Here is a 16538-nt window from a genome sequence, read left to right as displayed (position 1 = left end):
TATTTATTTAAAAAACGCTTTTACTTTTTCATCGTTTGAATTTTTTAATGTTTCAAAAGTACCTTCAGCATAATTAATACCATCTACTAGTAAAACCATACGTTCTGATACCACGCGAGCACAATCTACATCGTGGGTTATAATTAGTGACGATGTTTTATATTCTCGTTGAATTCTTCGCATTAGTTCGATGATTTCTTTCGCAGTTATAGGATCTAAACCACTTGTAGGTTCGTCGTATAAAATTATTTTAGGCTTTAAAATTAATGTTCTAGCTAAAGCTACGCGCCTTTGCATTCCCCCAGAAAGTTCAGCGGGCATTAAATCTATGGCATCAACTAATCCAACACTTTCGAGAGCTTCTATTACCAACGGTGTTTTTTCTTTTACAATTCCAAATTTGTGTTTATGTCGTCTTAAAGGAAATTCTAAATTCTCTCTTACGGTCATGGAATCATACAAAGCACTACCTTGAAACAAAAAACCTATTTCAGTTCGCAATTCATTTAAATCATTCTCATTTAGGGTGTTTATGTCATTTCCCATGACTTTGATACTCCCAGAATCTGCTTGCATCAAACCTACCAAACACTTAATCATTACAGATTTTCCTGAACCTGATTTCCCCATAATTACCAAGTTTTCACCTTCAAAAAGTTGAAGATTAAAACCGTTTAAAACATGATTATTCCCAAACGATTTTCTTAAATCTTTGATTTCAAGAATGGGCTTTTTAATGCCCGTTGATTCTTTAATTTCTTGTATGTTTTGAGCTTCGTTCATCTTTAAATTTCGAAAAATATATCGGTTATAAATACAGCAACAAAGTCAATTATAAATAATAACATGGATGAAAACACGACTGCCGAATTTGCTGCTAACCCCACACCTACAGTCCCTTTTTTACAGTTGTAACCTTTAAAACAACCTACTAAACCAATTGCAAATCCGAAAAAAAAGGTTTTAATAGTTGCAGGAATAATATCTCCAAACTCTATGGCATTAAATACTTTGTTGAAATACAACTGAAAAGAAACTTCGCCTTTTAAGTTTTCTACGATGTAAGAACCATATAAAGCAATAGCATCGCCATAAATCACTAACAACGGAAGCATTAAAGTCGTTGCCAAAATTCTTGTAACTACTAAAAACTTAAATGGGTTTGTACCCGAAACCTCCATGGCATCAATTTGTTCGGTAACACGCATAGAACCTAATTCGGCTCCAATTCCCGAGGCGATACGTCCAGCAAATGTTAAAGCAATAATTACAGGTCCTATTTCTCTGATAATAGAAATACTTACCATAGACGGCATCCATGATTCTGCACCGAATTCTTCTAATGTTGGTCGCGTTTGTAAGGTTATAACCAAGCCAATAATAAAACCAGTAACACCAACTAATAAAAAAGATTTATTACCTATACTGTAGCAGAGTTTCAACAACTCATTAAACTCAAAAGGTTTTTTGAAAAGTTCTTTAAAAAACCTTCTAGCGAAGTATGTAAGTTCACCAATTTCTATGAAGAATGATTCTATTTGGATTGATTTCAGCATAAAAAAGGTTTTCAAATATTTAAAGTTATAATAACATTACTTCATATTAAATGACCAAAATCATGTAGTTACTGACGCATATCATTGTAAAAATCGATTGATTAGGTTATGCTAATATTTCGTATTGATTTTATAAGCACAGGAAACAAATTTTTACTTAAAAGTGAAACTATAAAACTCAAACCATCAATTCCACCCAATTAAACATAGTGTTTTATGCACTTTTTAAATCCTATAAAAGGTATCAAAACTGATTATTATCATTGCTTAAAATGAATTTAATTTAGATATTTAAAAACAACATAAATCTTATGGCCATGAAAAACAAGGAGATACATTTTGTAGATAAAGTTATTGATGCCCTTAGAAAATCGGCTACTGAGCTTGAGGAATTTCAAGTAAAAGCAGCTTTAGGAAAAGCTGAAGCGCAAGATAAATATGAAGATGTTAAAAAACAATTTAATCAATTTATTCATGACAGCGAATTCCAGGTTAAAGGGATTAAGGAAAAAATAGAAGAACTTCACACTAAATTTGATGAACTTAGAGTGCAACTAGCTTTGGGTAAAGCTGAAACGATTGACGTATTTAAAAAGCAAAAAAAGAAATTACTTGCTACGTTACATGATATTGAAGTTAAAATTAAAACGAATGAGACTTTAAATAGAATGTATGCACTTACGTTAATTGAAATTGAACAATTCAAAATTCAGTTAGAAATTTTAGAACAAAAATTCAAAAAAGAGAAGCCTGAAGCCAAAGCATCGTTTGAAAAAGGAAAAAAGGAGTTTAATTCCTTTATAGATAAGTTTCGAGGCAAGTATCAAAAGAAAAAAGAAGAGACCAAACTAGAACATTTTCAAAACGAAATTTCAGAAGCTTTTGATCATTTTAAAAAAGCGTTTTCTAAACCTTAAATTATTAATTTTATTAAAAAGGATGCACAATTAGAATTGTGCATTTTTTTTATTTTATAAGCACTTCATTTAATAATCATAATCCCCTTTTCTGATATTTGATAGCATACCAAACCCTAGAATTATTGCTAATGTAAAACTTGAAATGCCCAATAACGAAATACCTTTCCAAAGCGGCTGAATTTCAAATATGATGAATAATGATGCACCGACAATAAGAGCAACCATTATAAATGCCGTAATTAATTGTTTTGTTATGCGTTGAAGTGTATGTACCATGGGGTCGATGCCTTTATGTGTTAAGTCTACTTTTATTTGACCCGAGTTAATTTTACGAATGGCATTTTTTAAATCCTGAGGAAGCTCTTCCATATAATCGGTAAATTCAACTAATGAATTTGCTATTTTTTTACCCATTAATAATGGGTTGTATTTTCTTGTAGCACTTTTTTTAAGGTAAGGTTTAACAATCTCAAATTGTTCTAATTTAGGGTCTAATTTTTCGATAACGCCTTCAATAGTAACTAAGGATCGTGCGAAAAGGAAAAAATGAGTGGGAACCTTTAGGCCATGAGCGATGATGATATCTTTAAGTTCTAATAAAATTGTACTCATTTCATTTTCATGAACATCTCTAACATAATATTTTTCTACAAATTCATTGATATCAAACTCTAATTCTCGTCTATTTGTAATAGGTGCATTATTGGAAAGTTCTTGTAACGCTTTAATTATTTTTTTTACGTCTTTATTGGTAATAGCGATAAATAATTTTCCAAAAATTGAAATGTCTCTAGGAAGCATACTTCCCATCATACCAAAATCGAGATAACAAATATGATTATTTGGAAGTACCAATAAATTTCCAGGGTGCGGGTCTGCATGAAAGAACCCGTATTCAAAAATTTGTTTAAAGTAGCTTATTGACAACCTTCTTGCGATAACTGTAGTATCAATAGCTTTAGATTTAAGTTCTTCAATTTTATCTATTTTAATGCCCGAAACAAACTCTAAAGCCAATACTTTTGTTGTTGTAAATTCCGGGTATACTTTTGGTGCTTTTGCAAATTGATCTAAAGAATCATCATTCTTTAAATTATTGTAAAACCTTTGAACGTTAATAGATTCGTGAATAAAATCGAGTTCTTTTAAAATGGAAGCTTCAAAATTGCTAACCAACCCTACTGGATCAAAACTTTTTAAAGAGGGAATTCTTTTTTCCAAAACATTCGCAACGCGATACATCACTTTGATGTCCTCTATAATTACATCATAAATGCCTGCACGTTGTATTTTTAAAGCCACACGCTTTCCGGAATGCAATGTTACTTTATGCACTTGTGCCATGGATGCTGAAGCAAATGGTGTTGGTTCAAACCAAGCAAATAAGTTTTCTACCTTGTCTTTTAATTCCGTTTCAACCACGTTTCTAGCAATACTTTCAGACATTGGTGGTACATTGTCTTGCAATTTTTCTAGCTCAAAAGTCAATTCTAATGGTACTAAATCTGGTCTATTACTTAAGATTTGACCAAATTTTACAAAGGTTGGTCCCAACTCTTCGCAGACTAATCTCATTTTTGCCCATTTACCGTATTTAGATACACGCTTTTTAGTAGAGTTTGGGATAAATTTTTGAATAAAAGTGTAGTTTTTATTTTCTTCTAAATAATGTACCAAATCATCAAAACCATACTTCATCAGTACTCTAATAATTTGATTATATCTAGAGATAGATTTAAACCGTTTTATAATATCAGTTAAAACACCCATTTTATTTAGCTTCCAATTTGTTGAGTCTAGCTTCTAATAATGCAACTGTTGTGTCTAACTTCTCAATTTTTTCATTTAGCGCTTTAATTTCATCTAAATGAGCTACATTTATTTTTTTATAGAATTTAGCAACCAACTCCTCTATTTTTTCATACAATTCCTCTTTTAGCTCATGGGTTTTAAATATTATTTTATCCATAAACTCCATTTCGTTTCCATTTTCATCTAACTGCGCTTCGGCCATAGATTTATTAATATTTTCTTTACTTTTTTCTGAAAACTCGCTTATTTTATCTAAAAAATGAGTGTCTCTTGCTAAAACGTAAATGCTAGAACTTAGTGTAAGTAATTCCAATATGGTTTTAGTTTTCATAACCTTAGATTTAAGTTATACTAGTATTAAATATATTAACATTCAGCATGATTTTATATGATTTAAATCATGTTAAATAAGGCTTTAATATGATAACTTTAAGTTGTTTAAATTTAAATCCATTAAAAATGAAATCTGATTCAATAGTACATGTAATGACGAAGGATGTGATTTCTGTTACTCCAGAACAAAACCTTTTAGATGTTAAGCATATTTACGAGAAAAAGAAATGGCATCAACACATTCCTGTTTTAAAAAATGAGAAATTAGTTGGTATGGTTAGTTTAGTTGATTTCATGTATAATATTGCCGGAGCAGGAATTAATGACGACCACAAAGTTTATAAAGATTTAAAAGTTAAAGACATCATGACGCAAAAGCCTTTTTATTTAACTACAAAAGCTAACGTTGAGGATGTGGCCAAAGTGTTATCTACGCAACACTATCATGCTGTTCCAATTCTTGAGAATGATAAATTGGTTGGCATTGTTTCTACCGCTGATATTATAAATTATTACCTAAAAAAGGCTGTATAATATTACAAAAGTTACATACGTATTCTGATTGAAAAAAATAATTCAATTTTAGGCTATTGCAATTGTATTTCAATCCACTTTGTAAAATACATCAAAACAATAAAATGAATACAATTAAACTCATATTAAAACTAGCTTTAGTTTTAGCAATACCTATTTTTTTTGTAATAAACATATGTTATCCAAAAAACGATGATTGTTTCGTCATTTCATTTGCCAATAAACGTTTAACCACTAATTCACTTCCTTTAAAAATTCAAATTAAAAAGAATATTATAGTTGACAATTACTTTCCATTTATAGATTCTATCGTAACTAAATACGATTCAATAACCCCTTATAAATTAACAGAACATCTTTTAGTTAGAAATAATTACTGGATCATTGACACACTTCAAAACACCGACTATTACAGAAAGAAAGCAAAAGACTCTTTTGTATATAATCAACGAAAAATGATTGCCATACCTTCGGGCTCATTTATTACTATACCAGACTCTTTTAAGGCTACAAAACTTTTAAATGCATTTAAAAATACCACTATAGACATAAATATTCCAGAATTTAAACTTCGCATTTATGAAGATTCGTTAAAGCTTTATGAGTTTCCTATTCGCGTAGGAAGACACGAAAAAAAGTTCTTAGAAATGTCTGGTAGAATGGAAGATTTAAGAACAAAAACAGGAAAAGGAACCATTGTAAAACATATTAAAAATCCGAAATATGTGAATCCAGTAAATAACCATGAATACCTTGTTACGAAAAGGGATGATAATAAAGTAACCAAACTGCCTCTAATTCCCTTTTTGGAAACTGAATTAAATGGATTGAGATACGGACAATTAATACACCCAACAACAAACCCCATTACCTTAGGAAAAGCATATTCTAATGGATGTATAGGCACAAATGAAGCTGATGCTTGGGTGATTTACTATTATGCTCCCATAAATACCAAAATACAAATTAGATATGACTTGCAAGTAATTGATGAAAATAATGAATCCCAAGTTTTAAAAGATATTTACGGATATAGTAAATAATCGATTTTTAAAACGTTCCAATTGACCTTTTATTCCTAAAACTTTAAAAACAAAAAGCTTCACTGCATTATCTTCCGCTTGGAAATGGGAATTAGCTCTTAAGAAGTAGCGAATTAGGATATGACATTTATATAATAATTTGATAGAATCCCTCCTTTTATATATTCAGCATTAATTAGGTTGACAGATAACATTTATTATATTTGTATGATGTCTGATGTATAATAAATCTATTAAAATTATGTTTACTTCTTTAGGTCAAAACAAATCACTTACCCAGCAGGTGGAGTATGAATTAACCGAAGCTATACGGACCGGAAAATATCTTCCCGGAAGTAAAATACCTTCAGAAAACGAACTCTGCGAAGTATTCAATGTAAGTAGAACTTCCATTCGTGAAGCTGTAAAAAAAATGAGTGCACGTGGTATTGTTGATGTAAAAAGAGGCAGCGGTGTTTACGTCGCAGAAATAAGTTTAAAAAATGCTTCAGAAAATCTCAATCTGTTTTTTGAGCTATCTTCAGACAAAAATATCATCCTTCAAACTATTAATACTAGACTTATATTAGAACCTACTCTAGCATCACAAGCAGCAATTTACAGAAAAGACAGCCACTTAGAACTATTGAAGAATAACATGATTCAAATGAGAAAATGTGCTTTAAAGGATAAGAAAAAAGAGGCTGAATTAGATAACGATTTTCATAGTATAATTCTATCTATTGTTAATAATGACGTATTAGAATTACTATTAAGTCCAATCTTTAATTTAATACCAAAATTTAAGACTGCTGTTTATGTAAAGCCAATGGAGGGTCATCTTCTGAAGGAAAAAAAGCTGATGCTAAATCATCATGAAAATATTCTTCAGGGCATTATTGAAAGTGATGGCACTGCGGCTCGTGAAGCTATGCGAAACCACATCCTTGAAACACAAAATAACTACACTAAATCACTACTAAAAAAATGAGTTTCACAACTTTTGGAGAAATCATGATGAGATTAACTCCTAGTAACTACAGTAACAAAATAAATTCTTCCAGTTCCTTTAATGTTGATTATGCTGGTTCAGAATCCAACGTCGCAAGTTCTTTAGGCCTGCTAGGAAACAAGGTAAGTTATATTACTAAACTTCCTGAAAACCAGCTTGGGGACGCGACCATTCGTTCTTTAAGGGCATATGGAATCGATACTGGTAATATCATCCGAGGAGGACATAGAATTGGCACCTATATTATTGAATTAGGTGCTTCAATTCGACCTTCTAGTGTAATTTATGACCGCAAGTATTCTTCTTTCAGTGAAATTGAGAAAGATGAATTTAACTGGGAGGATATCCTTAATGATAAAAAATGGTTATTTCTGTCTGGCATCACACCTGTGCTCTCAAAACAATGTGCTGAAGAAACGATAAAAGTATCTCAAATCGCTAAACAATTGGGAGTTAAAGTAGCGTTTGATATGAATTACCGAAGATCGCTTTGGAAAGACCCCGCAGACGCCCGTAAAATATTTGATAAAATTTTAGAAAACACCGATTTATTATTTGGTAATGCAGACGTATTAAAAGATGTATACAATCTAAATCCGTCAGGTACAAGTCGTTTAGAAAACACCAAAGAAGCGGCTCAAATGGCATCTGATAAATTTGGAATTAAACATATTGCATTTACAATAAGAGAACATTGCTCTGCAAGTGTAAACAAGGTGTCGGGTGTTTTTCTAACTGATTCTAAATATTACAGTTCCAAAACAATTGAGGTGGCTATTACAGACCGATTTGGCACAGGCGATGCTTTTGCTGCAGCTTTTTTACATGGTATTGAACAACAATGGGATGATAAAAAAGTAATCGATTTTGCGACAGCAGCTTTTGCATTAAAACATACCATTCAGGGCGATCAACATACAAGTAGTGAAAGAGAAATTCTTTCCATTATGGAAGGTCATATTAGCGGACACGTATTAAGATGAAAAGAGAAAATATAGTAGCCATTATTAAAAAAGAGCGGGTAATCGCAATTGTTAGAACCAAAACACAATTACACATATCAAAACTCATTCAAGATTTGGTAGAAGGCGGTATTAAGGTTATAGAAATCACATCAAATACGCCAGGGTATTTAGAAGAAATAGCCAAAGCTCGAAAAAAATATCCTGATTCTGATATTATTATTGGAGCTGGTACAGTTACCAATGTGAAGATAGCCGATGCAGCAATACAAGCGGGGGCTCAATTTCTTGTAACTCCAAATACCAATACCGAGGTGATAGCATTAGCACATCGCAACAACATCCCTGTAGCCATGGGCGCCCTTACACCAACCGAAATCTGTGTGGCAGCAGAACATGGAGCGGATATTATTAAGTTATTTCCGGCGGGAGACTTGGGTATAAGCTATTTCAAATCAGTAAAAGCTCCGTTAGATACCATCACTTATTTTGTTGTAGGCGGTATAAACCTATCTAATATTGAAGAATGGATTGCAGCAGGAATATCTGGCGTCGGATTAGGAAGTGCCCTCACAAAGGAAGAAAAAACTGCATCTGGCGGTGTCCACAATAAAAATACAATTCAAAAATTTGTTAAAATTATAAAAGAATCGCAATGGAAGAATTAGAAATTACCAAAGTAGAACTGTTTAAAGTTCCACCTAGGTGGTTGTTTGTAAAAATAACAACTAAAGGCGGATTATTTGGATGGGGAGAACCTGTTGTTGAAGGTAAAGCCGACTCGGTTGCAGCCTGTGTTAAAGAACTTGAACAGTATTTAATTGGGAGAACCGCTAATAATATTGAAGACATTTGGCAGGTACTATATCGCGGCGGATTTTATAGAGGCGGTACCATTTTAATGAGTGCCATTTCTGGAATTGATCAAGCGTTATGGGATATAAAAGGTAAACATTTAGGTGTTCCCGTTTTTGAACTTTTAGGAGGTGCGGTACGACAAAGAATGAAAATGTACTGTTGGATTGGTGGAGACGACCCTAAGGTGGTGATAGAACAAGCACGAGAAAAAATGAATCAAGGCTATCGTGCCGTTAAAATGAATGCTACTGGCCCAATGCGATGGGTGTCTTCTATCAAAGATATTAAAAAGGTAGCTGATAATATGAGGCTACTTAGAGAAGAATTTGGATATGAGTTAGATGTTGGCTTAGATTTTCATGGCAGGGTACATAAACCAATGGTTAAAAGACTTATTGATGAACTTGCACCTTACGACCCTATGTTTATTGAAGAACCTGTTTTAAGTGAAAATAATGATGCATTAAAGCATATTTATTCTTATACCAGTATACCGATTGCAACTGGAGAACGTATGTTATCTAGGTGGGACTTTAAAGACGTTTTACAACAAGGCGTAGTCGATATTATTCAACCAGATTTAAGTCATGCAGGTGGAATCTCTGAAGTGAAACGCATCGCTACTATGGCCGAAGCCTATGATGTTGCACTTGCGCCTCATTGTCCTTTAGGTCCCATTTCTCTTGCTTCTGCACTGCATATAGATTTCTCTTGTGCCAATGCTACAATTCAAGAAAGTAGTTTGGGAATTCATTACAATAAAGGATTTGACCTATTGGATTATGTTAAAAACCCAGAAATATTTGATGTCAAAGATGGTTTTATGGACTTATTTACTCAACCTGGTCTAGGTGTTGAAATAGATGAGGAAATTCTAAAAGAAGGCCAAAAAATTGGTCATAATTGGGCGAATCCAATTTGGAGAAATGATGATGGTACTTTTGCGGAATGGTAAAGGAAGAAAAACGAAAAAGCCTCACTTTTTACAGTGAAGCTTTTTGTGAGCCCTGAAGGATTCGAATGCCGAAATAAAATCGGAACAGGCTATTCGACCGTCCCGACTTCAAGTCGGGATGCTCTATCCAGCTGAGCTATAAAATATTTTCATTAGATTGTTTAGTAATAGAAAACAAAAAAGCCTCACTTTTTACAGTGAAGCTTTTTGTGAGCCCTGAAGGATTCGAACCTTCGACCGCCTCCTTAGAAGGGAGGTGCTCTATCCAGCTGAGCTAAGAGCCCTCGACGAAAACCATTTTTGATTTCCGGTGTGCAAATATAAAATTAACTATATTTCTAACCAAAAGAAATGTTTATAATTTTAAGCAAAATAAATATAAATTGAAGCTACAGTTAAAACTATAATGGCACCAGCAATTTTAGTATGTTTCCAAGGTTCAATATCAACTTGTTTTGTGTATTCTAATTCGTATGCTGTTTCTCTTGGTTTTATTTTACCTATAATTAGCATGATAATAATATTTAGAATAAATAAAATAGCCATAACATGCAAAAAATGCGGGTAAGCATCAGACTCAATTAATTTTAAAGCTGCCTCATCGGTTACACCAGATAGTTTTGCTTCTTCAAGTGCATTTTTTACAAACTGAGGTTTTAAAATAAACTGACTTAAAATATATAGTAATGATCCAGAAACAACTCCAATTTTAGCGGCTATAGCAGGCACTCTTTTAGTTGTATACCCAACTACTATTATAGTAAAAATTGGAATACTATAGATGCCATTGATTTCTTGTAAATAATTGAATAAACTTCCGGCATTTGCAATTAATGGCGCTATAAACATTGCAGAAATCGCTAATATAATACCGAAAATTTTACCATACTTAACCACGGTTTTTTCATCTGCATCCTTATTGATATGCTGTTTGTATATGTCTATCCCAAACAAAGTTACAGAGCTATTTAACACGCTATTAAACGAGCTTAAAATGGCACCGAATAAAACAGCAGCAAAAAAGCCAACTAAATATTTAGGTAATACTGCACGAACTAACTCAGGATACGCTAAATCACTTGACGATAAACCTCCTTCGAAATAATGATATGCTATAATTCCAGGTAACACTAAAATTAGTGGCCCTAATATTTTTAAAAACGAAGCTAATAATAAACCTTTTTGTCCTTCAGCTAAATTTTTTGCACCTAAAGCCCTTTGAATAATTTGTTGATTTGTTCCCCAGTAAAATAGTTGAACCAACATCATACCTGTAAAAATGGTGCTAAATGGAACTTCTTGACCAGGCTTACCCATAGATTGAAACTTATCAGGGTTTGCACTCATAAGTGTGTCTAAACCTGCCCCTAAACTGCCGTCACCAATCGCCATAAGTCCGAAAACAGGAATTAAAAGTCCTCCAATAATAAGACCAATAGCATTAATACTATCTGAAACTGCAACAGCTTTTAAACCTCCAAAAACAGCATAAATAGAGCCTATGATGCCTATACCCCAAATACATAACCACAAAGCTTTGGAGTTCGAAATATTAAGCATTTCAGGAATATTAAACATGCCACTAATGGCTACAGAGCCAGAATATAAAATAACTGGAAGTAGAACAACAACATAACCTGTTAAAAATAATCCAGATGTTATTGTTTTTGTAGTGACATCAAAACGTTTAGATAAAAACTGTGGTACCGTGGTTAATCCGCCTTTCAAATATCTTGGCAATAACCAAATAGCTGTTATTACCATAGCGATAGCAGCTAGTGTTTCCCATGCCATAACTGATAGCCCATCGGTATAAGCACTACCATTTAATCCTACTATTTGTTCTGTTGATAAATTGGTAAGAAGTAAAGATCCTGCAATTACGCCAGCGGTTAGACTTCTACCACCAAGAAAATAGCCATCAGACGAATTCTCATCCGTTGTTCTAGTTGCATAGTAAGATATGATGGCAACCATTAACGTGAAGCCAAAGAAAGAAATGATTCCTATCATATTTGTAATTAGTTTAGTTAGTTAGTAAATATAAAGATTTAATTCTTGTAAAAAATTGGTTTATAAATAGTCATTCATAGTTTCAAAAGTTTTACTTTTATCCTATAATTTCGAGCTTTTAATAATTAATTAAAACGCCAATTTGTTCAATAAAAATTACAAGGTTGTTATTAATTCGTGTTTAGATTTTATCGCAATAAATTTAACAACAAACACTTGAGTTAATTTAACATAAAATATTGTATATCAATAATTTAAAATTAATCATGAACTGTGTATAAAATAAACCACAATCAAGACTTAAATATTTTAGAAGTTGAAGATGCCAAGAGCAAACTTTATGCGAAACTTAGCATTAATGATGGAGGTTCGTTGCAAGAACTAATTCTAAACGGAAAGGTAATTATTGAAAATTTAGCACCTTTAACTTATGATGTAACTTACGCTTCTTCTATTTTATTTCCTTTTGCAAATAGAATCAAAGATGGCACTTATAAATATAAAGGTAAACAACATCAATTTGAAATTAATCAAAAAGAAGAAAACAATGCATTACACGGATTGGTTTTTAATAAATCATTTCTAGTAAAAGAAACCAATACAAGTGATGATTCTGCTACTATAGTTTTAGAGTATGATGAAACAGAACTTTCAAAAGGATTTCCATTTACCTTCAACATAAAATTAAAATATGTATTTACTCAAAACACTGTGACTTTACTAGTTTCTGTAATAAATACATCAAGTAAAACATTCCCTTTTACACTCGGGTGGCATCCTTATTTTTTAAGTGACAATTTATTTGAAAGTGATATTAAGTTCGACGCTACTAAAAAATTGGTGTTTGATAATCGAAATATAACCAACGGATTTGAAGATTACGAATCTGATGGAATTTTTCAAATCAAAAATCAAAGACTTGATGACTGCTGGATTTTAAATACTAACGAAGTCAAGTTTAATACACCTAAGTATCAATTAACTATAACGTCTTCTTCTGATAATAATTTTTTACAAGTTTATACCCCTCCAAAAGTAAACAATATTGCTATTGAACCAACAACTGGTGTTTCAGATAGCTTTAATAATAAAATTGGTATGCAAACATTAAAACCAAATGAGACTTATGATGTCACATGGAAAGTGATGATTGATTAATAACAAAACACAAATTAATACAATTGTAAATAATCTTGGAATGACCATATACGAAAGCACTTTAGTTGTAAACAAAGATTACATAGATGATTTAAATCATGTTAACAACGTACATTATGTGCAATGGGTACAAGATGTAGCCAAAGCCCATTGGCAATCTAAAGCTTCGATTGATTTGCAAACAAAATATAGTTGGTTTTTACTATCGCATTTTATCGAGTACAAAAGCGCTGCTTTTTTAAATGATACCATCAATTTAAAAACCTATATCGCTCAGGCCGAAGGTGTGAAATATACACGTATAGTTGAAATTTATAATGCCAATACCAACAAACTCCTTGCTAAATCGGAAACAAAATGGTGTTTGATAAATGCGAAAACCGGTCGTCCAACAAGAATTCCAGTAGAAATTGTTGATTTATTCGATTAAATCATACATACATACTAAATCATAAATTCAAAAGTTATATTTTTAACCCTCAAACTTATGATTTTAATGAAACGCTATTTATACTTCACATTTACACTGGGATTTTTAATTTTTTGGAGCTCTTGTCGTAAAGATTTTGAATTCTCTGCAAGTACTGGTAGTCTTAAATTTTCTAAAGACACGGTATATTTAGATACAGTTTTTACAAACATAGGTTCTAGCACTTATAACTTAAAAGTGTACAATAGAAGTGATAATGATATTTCCATTCCTTCGGTAGCATTGGCTTCAGGCGATATCTCAAATTACAGATTAAGCGTTGATGGTATTGCTGGTAAAAATTTTACAAATGTTGAAATTTTAGCAAAAGACAGTTTATTTATTTTTGTCGAAACGACTATTGACATTAATAATTTCCCTAATCCCGATGGAAATTATTTATATACTGATCAAATTGAATTTGACTCAGGCTCAAACCTTCAAAAAGTTGAATTAGTTACACTTGTTAAAGATGCTGTTTTTATTTACCCAGATAGAGATAATACAACCAAAGTTATCGAAACCTTAACGCTAGACTTAGGCGGAGAAATGGTTGAAACTGAATTACAAGGTCGAGAATTATTACCTACAGAACTCAACTTTACTAATGAGAAACCCTATGTTATTTATGGTTTCGCCACAGTGCCCACAAACGAAACGTTAACCATCGAATCCGGAGCTCGTTTACATTTTCATGAAAATTCAGGTATTATTGTATCCAATGGCGCGAGTATCAATGTTAATGGAGCGTATAGTAACGACCGCGATTTATTAGAAAACGAAGTCATTTTTGAGGGCGACCGGTTAGAACCAAATTTTGCCGAAATTCAAGGGCAATGGGGAACCATATGGCTTTTAGACGGTAGCATCAATAACACTATAAATTACGCCACCATTAAAAATGCTACAATTGGAATCCTTTCTGATGGAAACCCTGATGAGGCAAACGATAAACTTACTGTTACAAACACACAAATTTACAATTCTAGTAGTTTTGGTATTTTGGGTAGAAACACTTCCATAAATGCTGAAAATTTGGTTATTAATAACTCAGGCTTGTCTTCTTTTGCTGGAACCTTAGGAGGAAAATATAACGTTACCCATTCTACCATTGCGAATTATTGGGACGACGGATTTAGACAATTTCCTGCATTGTTACTCAATAATTTTGTTTTAGATGAAGACAATAATGCTACGATTGCTAATTTAACAGAAGCTAATTTTAATAACTGTATAATTTACGGCAATGATAATCCTGAAATTCTTTTGGATGAAATTGAAGATGAATCAGTCGTTTATAACTTTAAATTTACCAATTGTTTAATTCGTTTTAACGATAACAATAATAATTTCACTGGGGCTAATTATGATTTTAATGATACTTCTAAATATGAGGGTAACATTTTCAATGCAGACCCGAATTTTAAAGATGCAGATTCAAATGAAATGATAATTGGCGATGATTCTGCGGCAAATGGTCAAGGATTAGCGACATTTTCAACACAAGTACCTTTCGATATTTTAAATGTTGATAGGACGACATCACCAGATTTAGGTGCATATCAGCACATTACTTTTCCAGAGGAAGATTAACGCTCTATTAACATTATTATCAAACAATTACAGTTATTTTTAGTTTTCAAATCAATCAAAAATTTAAAAACTATGAAATGTCTAACAGTTTTAGTAACTTTCCTTTTAACGTTTTCAACTGCAATCTCCCAAAATAATACTGATAAAGAAGGGGTTGAAAATGCCTGCCTTAACTACATTGAAGGTTTTTATCAAGGCGATGAGAATAAACTAATAGAAAGTCTTCAGCCTGCATTAAATAAATTTGGTTTTTGGAAAGACAAAACATCCAACCAATATAAACAGGTTGACCATATGTCGTTTGAAAAGGCCTTAGAATTCGCGAGAAATGTTTTAGAGAAAAAAAAATTTCCTGATCCTGATGCACCAAAGAAAATTGAAGTTTTAGATATTGGAAATGTAATTGCATCAGCAAAAGTAACGGCGTGGTGGGGCATTGATTATATTCTACTTTCAAAGCGAGATGATATTTGGATGATAGAACAAGTTTTATGGGAAGGTCCATTGCAAAAATCTGAAGATTAGATAAAGCGATAAATCATTCAAACTATAAACAAATACAATGTGCTACGACATTAAAGCGAGTTATGAAGCGCAACTAAAACGTGCAAAGCGTCGAGGTGATTTGGCTGCGGTTGAAGAAATTATGGAAAAATTAATTCCGTTAACCGATTTACCTATTCATCATGCTTCAGGTTTTAGTCATCCCGAATTACTTATTTACACCAACGAATCGCCAGAATTCCCTACTGTTGCTACTTGGGGGCTCGTTCCATTTTGGGTGGAAGACGAAAATCAACTCAAAAAATTCTGGAATAATACACTTAACGCGCGTGGAGAAACCATTTTTGATAAACCCGCGTTTAGAGATTCGGCTAGAAACAAACGTTGTATTGTTTACATAGACGGGTTTTACGAACATCATCACTTAAATAAAAAAACCTATCCGTTTTTTATTCAACAAAAAGATAATGAACCTATTGCACTTGCAGGGTTATGGAGCGAATGGATAAATCCTGATAATGGCGGCAGAATGCATACCTTCTCTATAGTGACCACTAAAGGCAATCCTATGATGGCTAAAATTCATAACAATCCTAAAATTCAAGGACCAAGAATGCCTTTGATGTTATCAGAAAACGAAGAAGATCAATGGTTAGCATCCATTGAAAATGACACAGACCAACAAAAAATACAAAACCTTGTAAAACAACATTCCGAAATAGATTTAAAAGCGCATACTGTGGGTAAACTTCGGGGAAAAGAGTATTTAGGTAATGTTGAAGAAATAACTGAAGAAGTTAAATACCGAGAATTAGAGTTTCAACTTTAATTAATAAA

General features: G+C 32.4%; 17 protein-coding genes and 1 tRNA gene. 12 read left to right on the top strand and 6 right to left on the bottom strand.

Going from position 1 to position 16538, the window contains the following annotated elements; all coding sequences use genetic code 11:
- Window positions 1-3: 3 nt before the first annotated feature.
- Window positions 4-783, bottom strand: coding sequence for an ABC transporter ATP-binding protein (locus tag O5O44_RS08620; RefSeq protein ID WP_289193960.1), 780 nt, complete (start codon window positions 781-783; stop codon window positions 4-6).
- A 2-nt stretch (window positions 784-785) separates the two neighbouring features.
- Window positions 786-1556: an MlaE family ABC transporter permease gene (locus tag O5O44_RS08615; RefSeq protein WP_289193958.1), complete on the bottom strand. Its 771-nt coding sequence runs from the start codon at window positions 1554-1556 to the stop codon at window positions 786-788.
- Window positions 1557-1873: 317 nt separating this feature from the next.
- On the opposite strand from O5O44_RS08615, the gene O5O44_RS08610 reads away from it, so the two are divergent.
- Window positions 1874-2473, top strand: coding sequence for a hypothetical protein (locus O5O44_RS08610; protein ID WP_143148109.1), 600 nt, complete (start codon window positions 1874-1876; stop codon window positions 2471-2473).
- 69 nt (window positions 2474-2542) lie between these two features.
- On the opposite strand, the gene O5O44_RS08605 is transcribed toward O5O44_RS08610, so the two are convergent.
- On the bottom strand, window positions 2543-4246 hold the full coding sequence (locus tag O5O44_RS08605; RefSeq protein ID WP_019386443.1) for an ABC1 kinase family protein: 1704 nt from the start codon (window positions 4244-4246) through the stop codon (window positions 2543-2545).
- 1 nt (window position 4247) lies between these two features.
- Entirely contained in the window at window positions 4248-4619 is a 372-nt protein-coding gene (locus O5O44_RS08600; protein WP_019386444.1) for a hypothetical protein, read from the bottom strand.
- Window positions 4620-4747: 128 nt separating this feature from the next.
- Between O5O44_RS08600 and O5O44_RS08595 the strand changes: the two genes are divergently transcribed.
- The 6 genes from O5O44_RS08595 (at window position 4748) to dgoD (ending at window position 9964) form a co-directional block, all read left to right on the top strand.
- Window positions 4748-5155, top strand: a complete 408-nt coding sequence (locus O5O44_RS08595) for a CBS domain-containing protein (protein WP_162129525.1) — start codon at window positions 4748-4750, stop codon at window positions 5153-5155.
- Between the two features lie 104 nt (window positions 5156-5259).
- Window positions 5260-6198 (top strand): L,D-transpeptidase, encoded by a 939-nt coding sequence (locus tag O5O44_RS08590; protein WP_289193955.1) that lies wholly within the window; start codon window positions 5260-5262, stop codon window positions 6196-6198.
- Between the two features lie 283 nt (window positions 6199-6481).
- On the top strand, window positions 6482-7168 hold the full coding sequence (locus O5O44_RS08585; protein WP_289193954.1) for a FadR/GntR family transcriptional regulator: 687 nt from the start codon (window positions 6482-6484) through the stop codon (window positions 7166-7168).
- Complete coding sequence (locus O5O44_RS08580; protein WP_289193953.1) at window positions 7165-8172, top strand: sugar kinase; 1008 nt, start codon at window positions 7165-7167, stop codon at window positions 8170-8172. The genes O5O44_RS08585 and O5O44_RS08580 overlap by 4 nt, the downstream gene beginning before the upstream one ends.
- Window positions 8169-8819, top strand: coding sequence for a bifunctional 4-hydroxy-2-oxoglutarate aldolase/2-dehydro-3-deoxy-phosphogluconate aldolase (locus O5O44_RS08575; protein WP_289193952.1), 651 nt, complete (start codon window positions 8169-8171; stop codon window positions 8817-8819). Before O5O44_RS08580 ends, O5O44_RS08575 begins: the two co-directional genes overlap by 4 nt.
- Entirely contained in the window at window positions 8807-9964 is a 1158-nt protein-coding gene (dgoD, locus tag O5O44_RS08570; protein WP_019386450.1) for a galactonate dehydratase, read from the top strand. Before O5O44_RS08575 ends, dgoD begins: the two co-directional genes overlap by 13 nt.
- Before the next feature lie 210 nt (window positions 9965-10174).
- Here the strand turns inward: dgoD and O5O44_RS08565 are convergent.
- Both O5O44_RS08565 and O5O44_RS08560 read right to left on the bottom strand, forming a co-directional pair.
- Window positions 10175-10248: transfer RNA gene (locus O5O44_RS08565), tRNA-Arg, on the bottom strand.
- A gap of 79 nt (window positions 10249-10327) precedes the next feature.
- Window positions 10328-11977 (bottom strand): solute:sodium symporter family transporter, encoded by a 1650-nt coding sequence (locus tag O5O44_RS08560; protein ID WP_289193951.1) that lies wholly within the window; start codon window positions 11975-11977, stop codon window positions 10328-10330.
- A gap of 273 nt (window positions 11978-12250) precedes the next feature.
- On the opposite strand from O5O44_RS08560, the gene O5O44_RS08555 reads away from it, so the two are divergent.
- From O5O44_RS08555 to O5O44_RS08535, 5 genes are all read left to right on the top strand, one after another.
- Complete coding sequence (locus O5O44_RS08555) at window positions 12251-13135, top strand: aldose 1-epimerase (RefSeq protein WP_289193949.1); 885 nt, start codon at window positions 12251-12253, stop codon at window positions 13133-13135.
- A gap of 40 nt (window positions 13136-13175) precedes the next feature.
- On the top strand, window positions 13176-13565 hold the full coding sequence (locus tag O5O44_RS08550; protein ID WP_289193948.1) for an acyl-CoA thioesterase: 390 nt from the start codon (window positions 13176-13178) through the stop codon (window positions 13563-13565).
- Between the two features lie 66 nt (window positions 13566-13631).
- Window positions 13632-15197, top strand: a complete 1566-nt coding sequence (locus O5O44_RS08545; protein WP_289193947.1) for a hypothetical protein — start codon at window positions 13632-13634, stop codon at window positions 15195-15197.
- A gap of 72 nt (window positions 15198-15269) precedes the next feature.
- The gene (locus O5O44_RS08540) at window positions 15270-15722 is read left to right on the top strand and encodes a nuclear transport factor 2 family protein (protein ID WP_289193946.1); all 453 of its coding nucleotides are present in this window, start codon (window positions 15270-15272) and stop codon (window positions 15720-15722) included.
- A 37-nt stretch (window positions 15723-15759) separates the two neighbouring features.
- Window positions 15760-16530, top strand: coding sequence for an SOS response-associated peptidase (locus O5O44_RS08535; RefSeq protein ID WP_289193945.1), 771 nt, complete (start codon window positions 15760-15762; stop codon window positions 16528-16530).
- The last annotated feature ends 8 nt before the right edge of the window (window positions 16531-16538 follow it).

It is taken from the genome of Algibacter luteus (genome assembly GCF_030344935.1).
Lineage (GTDB): Bacteria > Bacteroidota > Bacteroidia > Flavobacteriales > Flavobacteriaceae > Arenitalea > Arenitalea lutea.
This window is presented reverse-complemented; position numbering and strand designations above follow the sequence as displayed.

Coding starts and splice junctions, on each gene's coding strand:
- O5O44_RS08600 (WP_019386444.1), bottom strand. CDS start 4,619: ATGAAAACTAAAACCATATTGGAATTACTTACACTAAGTTCTAGCATT.
- O5O44_RS08535 (WP_289193945.1), top strand. CDS start 15,760: ATGTGCTACGACATTAAAGCGAGTTATGAAGCGCAACTAAAACGTGCA.
- O5O44_RS08620 (WP_289193960.1), bottom strand. CDS start 783: ATGAACGAAGCTCAAAACATACAAGAAATTAAAGAATCAACGGGCATT.
- O5O44_RS08595 (WP_162129525.1), top strand. CDS start 4,748: ATGAAATCTGATTCAATAGTACATGTAATGACGAAGGATGTGATTTCT.
- O5O44_RS08615 (WP_289193958.1), bottom strand. CDS start 1,556: ATGCTGAAATCAATCCAAATAGAATCATTCTTCATAGAAATTGGTGAA.
- O5O44_RS08560 (WP_289193951.1), bottom strand. CDS start 11,977: ATGATAGGAATCATTTCTTTCTTTGGCTTCACGTTAATGGTTGCCATC.
- O5O44_RS08575 (WP_289193952.1), top strand. CDS start 8,169: ATGAAAAGAGAAAATATAGTAGCCATTATTAAAAAAGAGCGGGTAATC.
- O5O44_RS08590 (WP_289193955.1), top strand. CDS start 5,260: ATGAATACAATTAAACTCATATTAAAACTAGCTTTAGTTTTAGCAATA.
- O5O44_RS08610 (WP_143148109.1), top strand. CDS start 1,874: ATGAAAAACAAGGAGATACATTTTGTAGATAAAGTTATTGATGCCCTT.
- O5O44_RS08550 (WP_289193948.1), top strand. CDS start 13,176: ATGACCATATACGAAAGCACTTTAGTTGTAAACAAAGATTACATAGAT.
- O5O44_RS08540 (WP_289193946.1), top strand. CDS start 15,270: ATGAAATGTCTAACAGTTTTAGTAACTTTCCTTTTAACGTTTTCAACT.
- O5O44_RS08605 (WP_019386443.1), bottom strand. CDS start 4,246: ATGGGTGTTTTAACTGATATTATAAAACGGTTTAAATCTATCTCTAGA.
- O5O44_RS08545 (WP_289193947.1), top strand. CDS start 13,632: ATGAAACGCTATTTATACTTCACATTTACACTGGGATTTTTAATTTTT.
- O5O44_RS08580 (WP_289193953.1), top strand. CDS start 7,165: ATGAGTTTCACAACTTTTGGAGAAATCATGATGAGATTAACTCCTAGT.
- dgoD (WP_019386450.1), top strand. CDS start 8,807: ATGGAAGAATTAGAAATTACCAAAGTAGAACTGTTTAAAGTTCCACCT.